Genomic DNA, 7014 nt, shown 5'->3' on the forward strand with positions numbered 1-7014 from the left:
CCTAATATAGAGATAATAATGAGAAATAATGGGGGCTATCCGGGACGACTGTCCTACTCCTCTTTTGGAGTTTTGGCTGCTTCGTCTGTTTCGAAATCCGTGATCCCGTGCTTGTGCAGGAGGTTATACCATTGGATCACCTTTTTGATGTCGCTGGGATAGACACGGTCTTCATCGTAATTGGGCACTACTTCGAAGAAATACTCCTCCAGTTTGATCTTGTCCTCTTTGTGGCCTATGGAGGTCTTCCCTCCATTCTCCTTCTCCTTAATCTTATTAAAAACCGCCTTCAGAGGAAGTTCCTCCTCCAGGGTAAAAATGGCTATCTCAGAGAGTACGCTCACATTATTGGTCATTCCTACCGTGACCTTTTTACCATCCAACAGTGATTCGGCCACAAACCCCGAGCGGGTTTGGGTAAGCAATTTAAACAGTCCCGGTTTTCCTCCGATGGATAAGATCTTGTCCAGACTCATTCAGTTCCTGATTTTAGGCGGCAAATATGAAAAATAATACGGAAAATCTCATCCTACCTTGTTTTTTTTAACAAAGGGAAGCGCATTCTGTAATCCACTTGAATCTTCCCCTTGGAAATGTTGGAGAGTTTCCCTTTGAGGAGGCGTTTCTTAAGGCTCGATACCTTGTCGGTAAAAAGTATCCCTTCTATATGATCGTATTCGTGCTGGATGACACGCGCCAGAAGTCCGTCGAAGGTCTCCGTATGTTCCACGAAATTCTCATCCTGATACCTGATGGTGATGGTATCAAGGCGGGTGATGTCTTCCCGTATATCCGGAATACTCAGGCAACCTTCGTTAAACGCCCATGAATCACCGGTTTCCTCCAGAATTTTAGCATTGATAAAAACTTTCTTGAAGCCATCGAGCTGTTTTCGTTCTTCCTCTGAGAGTTCTTCATCATCTGCAAAAGGGGTGGTGTCCACCAGGAACAATCGGATGGCAAGGCCGATCTGGGGAGCCGCCAGACCTACCCCACTGGCATTGTACATCGTTTCCCACATGTTGGAAATAAGGCTATCCAGGCCTTCGTAGGCCTTATCGATTTCTGTACTTATCTTCCGCAAAACCGGATCGCCATAAGCGACAATAGGTAAAATCATATGCTGATCTAAATCTCTTGTAGGTTATCAATTCTTTATCCTTTCGAGGTATCCCTGCAGAATGAGGGTTGCACTCACCTCATCCACCAGGGCCTTTTCTCTCCTCTTACTTTTTTTAACGCCGGAGGCGATCATGCTCTTAACGGCCTCACGGGAGGTAAAACGCTCATCCTGCCGATATACCGGGATCTGTGGATACAGCTTTTCCCATTTGCCGATGAAGCTACTGATCAGGGCTTCTGATTCCGAGGGAGTGTTGTCCATTTGCCTGGGTTCCCCGACGACCAGAGCCGTAACGCTCTCTTCGGCCAGATAGGATTTCAGGAAGGGGAACAGGGCCTTTGTTTCTACGGTTGTCAGTCCGGAAGCGATGAGTTGCAAAGGGTCTGTGACCGCTATTCCCGTCCTCACTTTCCCGTAATCCAAGGCGATGATCCTACCCAAATCCTTTAATTTTTGCAAAAGTACAGGATAAATTGTTATTCCTGTCAAAATGCCCTCCATAATCCACCCCGTCCTCCTATCTTTGCCGCAAATTTTAGTCGGCCTATGGAAGAGTTAAAAAAAATGGTGGAAAAAGCCTGGGAGCATCGTGATCTCCTGGCAAAATCCGAAACGCAAACGGCCATTCGGGAAGTCGTCAACCTTATCGACCAGGGTAAACTCAGATGTGCTGAACGGGTCGGCGACGAATGGCAGATCAACGAATGGGTAAAAAAGGCGGTTGTCCTCTACTTTCCCATACAGAAGATGGACACTTACGAGGTTGGCATCTTCGAATATCATGACAAAATTCCCCTGAAAAAAGGATATAAAGAAAAAGGGGTAAGAGTCGTGCCTCATGCGGTGGCAAGGCACGGAGCATTCATCGCCTCAGGCACCATTCTCATGCCGAGTTATGTCAATATCGGGGCATATGTAGACACCGGAACCATGGTGGATACCTGGGCAACCGTAGGCAGCTGTGCGCAGATTGGAAAGAACGTACACCTGAGTGGGGGTGTAGGGATTGGAGGGGTCCTGGAACCCCTGCAGGCAGCCCCTGTGATTATTGAAGACAATGCCTTCGTGGGGAGTCGATGTATCGTTGTGGAAGGGGTGAGAGTAGAAAGGGAAGCCGTCCTTGGTGCCAATGTGGTTTTGACCGCCTCAACGAAGATCATTGACGTTACTGGGTCAGAACCTTTAGAGATGAAAGGTAGGGTTCCGGCGCGTTCAGTTGTTATACCAGGGAGCTACACTAAGAAATTTGCCGCAGGAGAATATCAGGTACCCTGTGCCCTGATCATCGGGAAACGGAAACCGAGCACAGATCTGAAAACCTCCCTGAACGATGCCCTGAGGGAATATAATGTAGCTGTTTAAATTGTAAGAATTTACTTTCATAAGGCAATTTAATCGCTAATTTCAAGTTATAATTTTGGCTTAAGGCCAGGATTTAAACTCAATTAAAAGAATGAAAAAGGAACACCAAAAAATATCAGCGCTGATCATTACCTATAATGAAATGGGATATATTCAGGACTGTATTGATTCTGTTTCCTTTGCCGATGAAATTGTAGTTGTGGATTCATACAGTACGGATGGGACCTATGAATACCTCGTGGACCATCCCAAGGTAAAGGCCATCCAGCACCCGTTCTCCAACTTTACCCAGCAAAAGACTTTTGCCCTGACTCAGGCTTCCCATCCCTGGATCCTGTTTGTGGATGCGGATGAGATCATCCCTGAGGCACTCAAGCATGAGATCCAGGAAACGGTTCAACTCGAATCCCCCCATGCAGCCTATTGGTTCTACAGAAAATTTATGTTCCAGAATACCCCCCTGCGTTACAGTGGCTGGCAGACCGATAAGAATTACCGCCTCTTCCGGAAGGACAAAGCGAAATTCACGGATAAGAAGATCGTCCATGAAACCCTGGAGGTAGACGGCACCTCAGGGATCCTCAAAGAGAAACTGATCCATTACTGCTATAAGGACTACACCGACTACAAGTCGAAGATGCTCAACTACGGCCGACTTAAAGCCAAGGAGGATTTCTACAGGGAGAAACACTTCAATTATTTCTACTACATCCTGAAACCGGCCTGGAAATTCTTCAACCACTATTTCCTGAGGTTGGGGATCCTGGATGGGAAAAAGGGGTTGACGATCTGTTATCTCAACGCCCTGGGAGTACTGGAACGGTTCAGGGAACTGAAGCGCCTCGAGAGAAAGAACGCCCTGGCCTATTACTTGCTGATGCCGTAATGCGTCCAGACCCGTTTTTGATTTCGGGTCTCTTTTCTAATCGCCTTATTCTTTTCAATGGACTCTGGGGTCTTGTAGCCGCGCTTGTGATCTAAATGCACACAGACCGCACTGTATCGCAATTGCTTGGATTTGATCCCAAAATTAAACAGGCGTTCTCCCAACTCCCTGTCCTGCCCTCCGTATTGCATGCGCTCGTCAAAACCATTGACATTGAGGATATCCTTCTTCCACCCGGAGGAATTATGCCCATTCCAGCTCGCATTGGTGGGGGTGATGGTATTGAAGAATTTGGAGATGAATCCCCGGGCGGTGAGTTTGTTATTCTTGAAGGTCTTTGGGATCCCCATCTTTTTAAGCCATTGGATGTTAAAACAGTTCTGTTTCTCTATATCTTCCCTGGTAATGGCCTTGGAGATGTTCATGGGCAGCATGTAATATCCCCCGGAGATAAAATAACCGGGCTCTTTGTTGATATAATGCACTTCCACGAAATCTTCCCTGGGAATGCAGTCCCCGTCCGTCATGATGACATAAGGTGCATTGCAAGCTACGACCGCCTTGTTGAGGATTCGGGATTTTTGGAACCCGTCATCCTCCTGCCATACGTGAATGATGGGATAGGATACCTCCTTCTCCATTTCTTCCAGCAATTTTCGGGTAGCCGGACCGGAGCCATCATCAGCGATCACCACTTCAAAATCCTTAAAAGTCTGGTATTGGAATCCCCACAGGACCTTTTCAAGCCATGCTTCGGAATTATAGGTGCTGACGACGATCGAGATCTTAGGTGCTGTCTGCTGCATCGCACAAAAATAGGAGACTTTATCCAAATACCACATTTCCAGTCGGATTTATGAGAGGGAATTTGAGCACCTGACTCCTGTGGACGTAAACTTCTGCTCGACCTCTGAATTTGCATGATTATTTGGCGCTTCTCCCGTGTATGGCGTACTTTGCATGACATACAAGGCCGATCCCGTTACCAAATGAAAGTAAAAGAATTCCCCGCGTCCCTTTATCAGTCCCTCAGGTTGAGGTATGGGATTCGGTTCGGACAGCGATCGGACTCCAAACCAGAGGTCCCCGTCATAGTCTCCCTGACTACCATAGAGTCCCGGCTCGAAGTGGTGGACCTGGTCATCAGAAGCCTGCTGTCACAAAGTGTAGCCCCAAGAAAGATCCTGCTCTGGATCCATGAGTCCCTATTGGAAAACCTCCCATCCAAACTCACATCTCTGCAGAATGAGATCTTTGAGATCAGGACCACGCCCCTGCACTGCTCCCATAAAAAACTGATCCATTCCCTCGAGGCTTTCCCGTCTGAGAGGATCATCACCTGTGACGATGACCTGATGTACAGACCCCAATGGCTCCGGCGGCTGTATGAAGAATCCGAACGCTATCCGCAAGCCGTAATCGGCAATCAAACCCGGACCATCCGCACAGATGCTCAGGGCAATTTTATGCCGTACGAGCAGTGGCCGGTAGACCTCCAGGGACAGGATGCCTCCCCCTGGGTACTTCCCATCGGGGCCGAAGGCGTCCTCTACCCACCCGGTTCCCTGAACCCCCTGTACTCCCGCGATGACCTCTTCCTGAAATTGGCGCCCAAGGCAGACGACCTCTGGTTCAAGTCCATGTCCCTGCTGAACGGTACGGTATGCAGGCGGGCTTCCAACTGCGGAAAAAAAGGTATTCCCATCATGGGGTCCCAGAAATTCTCCCTCAAACACGAGAACATAAAAAAAGACCTGAACAGCGTCCAATGGGGGCGGTTGGTAGATCATTTCGACCTGAGAAAGTATTTAAGTCATGAATGATTTCCAGGTAGAGATCCGGAAGTGTCTGGAGGTGCTCTCCGCCGGCGGACTCATCCTCTATCCCACGGATACGATATGGGGGATAGGTTGTGATGTCACTGACGAGGATGCCGTGAATAAGGTCTATACTCTCAAGGGCATGCCTCAAGGGAGGCCCATGGTTTGCCTGGTGGCCCATGATGCTATGCTGGAAAGACATGTGGAGGTGGTTCCTGATCTGGCCTGGGAGATCACAGACCTGGCAACCAAACCCACCACCATTGTGTATGATCGCCCCAGGGGTTTTGCCCCAGGCCTGATCCCTGGGGATCACTCCATAGCCATCAGGGTCGCTTCCGACAAGTTCTGCCGCTACCTCATCAACGCTTTCAAAAAGCCGCTGGTCTCCACCTCTGCCAGGCGCGAAGGGATGCCGGATCCCCGGCACTTCGGAGAAATTCCCGAGGCGATTTTAAAAGGAGTAGACTATGTGGTAAATTTGCATCGCGAAAAACGGAGAATGACCCCCTCCTCCATCATTGCACTGGGAATTGATGGCACCGTAAAAGTGATCCGGGAATAATATGAGGAAGATGAACTACAAAGAGGCACTTGAAGGACCTGTGTTTCAAATCGTCGCCAGGGCTTCCGGGGAACTATCCCTCGAGAGTTACGTGATCGGTGGGTTTGTACGCGATCTGCTCCTGGGCCGGCGCATCCCCAAGGATATCGATATCGTATCGGTTGGGAGCGGGATCTCACTGGCAAAAAAAGTGGCAAGCCTTTCCCCGGGACAGCCGGAGGTAACCGTCTTCCGGAACTTCGGTACCGCCATGTTGAAAATCGGAGAAGCGGAGGTTGAGTTCGTCGGGGCGAGAAAGGAAAGCTACAACCGGGATAGCAGGAATCCCGTAGTGGAGGACGGTACCCTGGAAGACGACCAGAACAGGCGTGATTTCACGATCAATGCCCTGGCCTTATCCCTGAACGATCATAATTTTGGGGACCTTCTCGATCCATTCGGGGGCCTGGAAGACCTTGATAAAAAGATACTCAGGACGCCCCTTGATCCCGGGGTGACCTACTCTGACGACCCCCTCAGGATGCTTAGGGCCATTCGCTTTGCCACCCAACTGGGGTTCAGCATAGAAAGCAACTCCCTTTCAGCCATAACCGAAAACAAATCCAGGATCAAAATTGTCTCCAAAGAGCGCATCGTGGACGAACTGAACAAAATACTGATGAGCGACACCCCATCCACGGGTTTTGCCCTGCTCCACAAAACGGGTCTCCTGCCATTGATCCTCCCGGAACTGGTGGCCTTACAGGGAATTGAAGAGGTCGAAGGGCAAAGGCATAAGGACAATTTCTGGCATACCCTGGAAGTGGTCGACAATATCGCTGCAAAGACGGACGATCTGTGGCTCCGATGGGCCGCTCTCTTGCACGACATCGGGAAGGCGCCTACCAAAAGGTATGACAAGAAGCTGGGGTGGACCTTCCACACCCACGAATTCGTGGGTGCCAAAATGGTCTACAAGCTATTCAAAAGGCTGCGTCTGCCCCTGAATGAAAAGATGAAATTTGTGCAGAAGATGGTCCTAATGAGTTCAAGGCCCATCGTCCTCTCTGAGGATTTCGTCACGGATTCCGCGGTACGCCGGCTGATCTTCGATGCAGGGGAGCATGTGGAAGACCTCATGACCCTGTGCGAGGCCGATATCACGACAAAAAACCCCAGGAAAAAGAAACGCTACCTCAACAACTTCAAGAAAGTGAGGGATAAGATCGAAGAGGTAGAGGAAAGGGACCACATACGGAATTTTCAACCCCCGGTCAGC

At 49.4% G+C, this 7014-nt stretch carries 9 protein-coding genes; 5 read left to right on the top strand and 4 right to left on the bottom strand.

The annotated features are described in order from the left end of the window. Positions 1 to 53 precede the first annotated feature (53 nt). The 3 genes from ABYP73_RS09925 to ruvX are packed head-to-tail and all read right to left on the bottom strand — an operon-like array spanning position 54 to position 1564. The gene (locus ABYP73_RS09925) at positions 54 to 476 is read right to left on the bottom strand and encodes a DUF5606 domain-containing protein (protein ID WP_372974211.1); all 423 of its coding nucleotides are present in this window, start codon (positions 474 to 476) and stop codon (positions 54 to 56) included. A gap of 53 nt (positions 477 to 529) precedes the next feature. Continuing rightward, positions 530 to 1120 carry a peptide deformylase gene (gene def, locus ABYP73_RS09930; RefSeq protein ID WP_372945174.1) on the bottom strand — a complete coding sequence of 197 codons (591 nt, stop codon included), beginning with the start codon at positions 1118 to 1120 and terminating at the stop codon, positions 530 to 532. A gap of 27 nt (positions 1121 to 1147) precedes the next feature. Then, complete coding sequence (gene ruvX, locus ABYP73_RS09935; protein WP_372974212.1) at positions 1148 to 1564, bottom strand: Holliday junction resolvase RuvX; 417 nt, start codon at positions 1562 to 1564, stop codon at positions 1148 to 1150. 105 nt (positions 1565 to 1669) lie between these two features. On the opposite strand from ruvX, the gene ABYP73_RS09940 reads away from it, so the two are divergent. Further along, complete coding sequence (locus ABYP73_RS09940) at positions 1670 to 2485, top strand: 2,3,4,5-tetrahydropyridine-2,6-dicarboxylate N-succinyltransferase (RefSeq protein ID WP_372945172.1); 816 nt, start codon at positions 1670 to 1672, stop codon at positions 2483 to 2485. A gap of 91 nt (positions 2486 to 2576) precedes the next feature. Next, complete coding sequence (locus ABYP73_RS09945; RefSeq protein WP_372945171.1) at positions 2577 to 3371, top strand: glycosyltransferase family 2 protein; 795 nt, start codon at positions 2577 to 2579, stop codon at positions 3369 to 3371. On the opposite strand, the gene ABYP73_RS09950 is transcribed toward ABYP73_RS09945, so the two are convergent. Next, a complete protein-coding gene (locus ABYP73_RS09950; RefSeq protein WP_372974213.1) occupies positions 3353 to 4213 on the bottom strand; it encodes a glycosyltransferase family 2 protein in 861 nt (286 codons plus the stop codon). The two genes, ABYP73_RS09945 and ABYP73_RS09950, sit on opposite strands and share 19 nt — an antisense overlap. A 147-nt stretch (positions 4214 to 4360) precedes the next feature. Between ABYP73_RS09950 and ABYP73_RS09955 the strand changes: the two genes are divergently transcribed. The 3 genes from ABYP73_RS09955 to ABYP73_RS09965 all read left to right on the top strand — a co-directional run. Next, positions 4361 to 5194: a zinc-binding alcohol dehydrogenase gene (locus ABYP73_RS09955; RefSeq protein WP_372974214.1), complete on the top strand. Its 834-nt coding sequence runs from the start codon at positions 4361 to 4363 to the stop codon at positions 5192 to 5194. Beyond that, the gene (locus ABYP73_RS09960) at positions 5187 to 5756 is read left to right on the top strand and encodes an L-threonylcarbamoyladenylate synthase (RefSeq protein ID WP_372945168.1); all 570 of its coding nucleotides are present in this window, start codon (positions 5187 to 5189) and stop codon (positions 5754 to 5756) included. The genes ABYP73_RS09955 and ABYP73_RS09960 overlap by 8 nt, the downstream gene beginning before the upstream one ends. A gap of 10 nt (positions 5757 to 5766) precedes the next feature. Continuing rightward, a partial coding sequence (locus tag ABYP73_RS09965; RefSeq protein ID WP_372974215.1) for a CCA tRNA nucleotidyltransferase occupies positions 5767 to 7014 on the top strand: 1248 nt, incomplete at its 3' end.

The sequence above is a fragment of the Muriicola sp. genome (genome assembly GCF_041567615.1).
Taxonomy (GTDB): domain Bacteria; phylum Bacteroidota; class Bacteroidia; order Flavobacteriales; family Flavobacteriaceae; genus Muriicola.

Bases quoted from the DNA above. Each gene is read 5' to 3' on its own strand.
- ABYP73_RS09940 (WP_372945172.1), top strand. From the start codon at position 1,670: ATGGAAGAGTTAAAAAAAATGGTGGAAAAAGCCTGGGAGCATCGTGAT.
- ABYP73_RS09925 (WP_372974211.1), bottom strand. From the start codon at position 476: ATGAGTCTGGACAAGATCTTATCCATCGGAGGAAAACCGGGACTGTTT.
- ABYP73_RS09955 (WP_372974214.1), top strand. From the start codon at position 4,361: ATGAAAGTAAAAGAATTCCCCGCGTCCCTTTATCAGTCCCTCAGGTTG.
- ABYP73_RS09950 (WP_372974213.1), bottom strand. From the start codon at position 4,213: ATGTGGTATTTGGATAAAGTCTCCTATTTTTGTGCGATGCAGCAGACA.
- ABYP73_RS09945 (WP_372945171.1), top strand. From the start codon at position 2,577: ATGAAAAAGGAACACCAAAAAATATCAGCGCTGATCATTACCTATAAT.
- ABYP73_RS09960 (WP_372945168.1), top strand. From the start codon at position 5,187: ATGAATGATTTCCAGGTAGAGATCCGGAAGTGTCTGGAGGTGCTCTCC.
- def (WP_372945174.1), bottom strand. From the start codon at position 1,120: ATGATTTTACCTATTGTCGCTTATGGCGATCCGGTTTTGCGGAAGATA.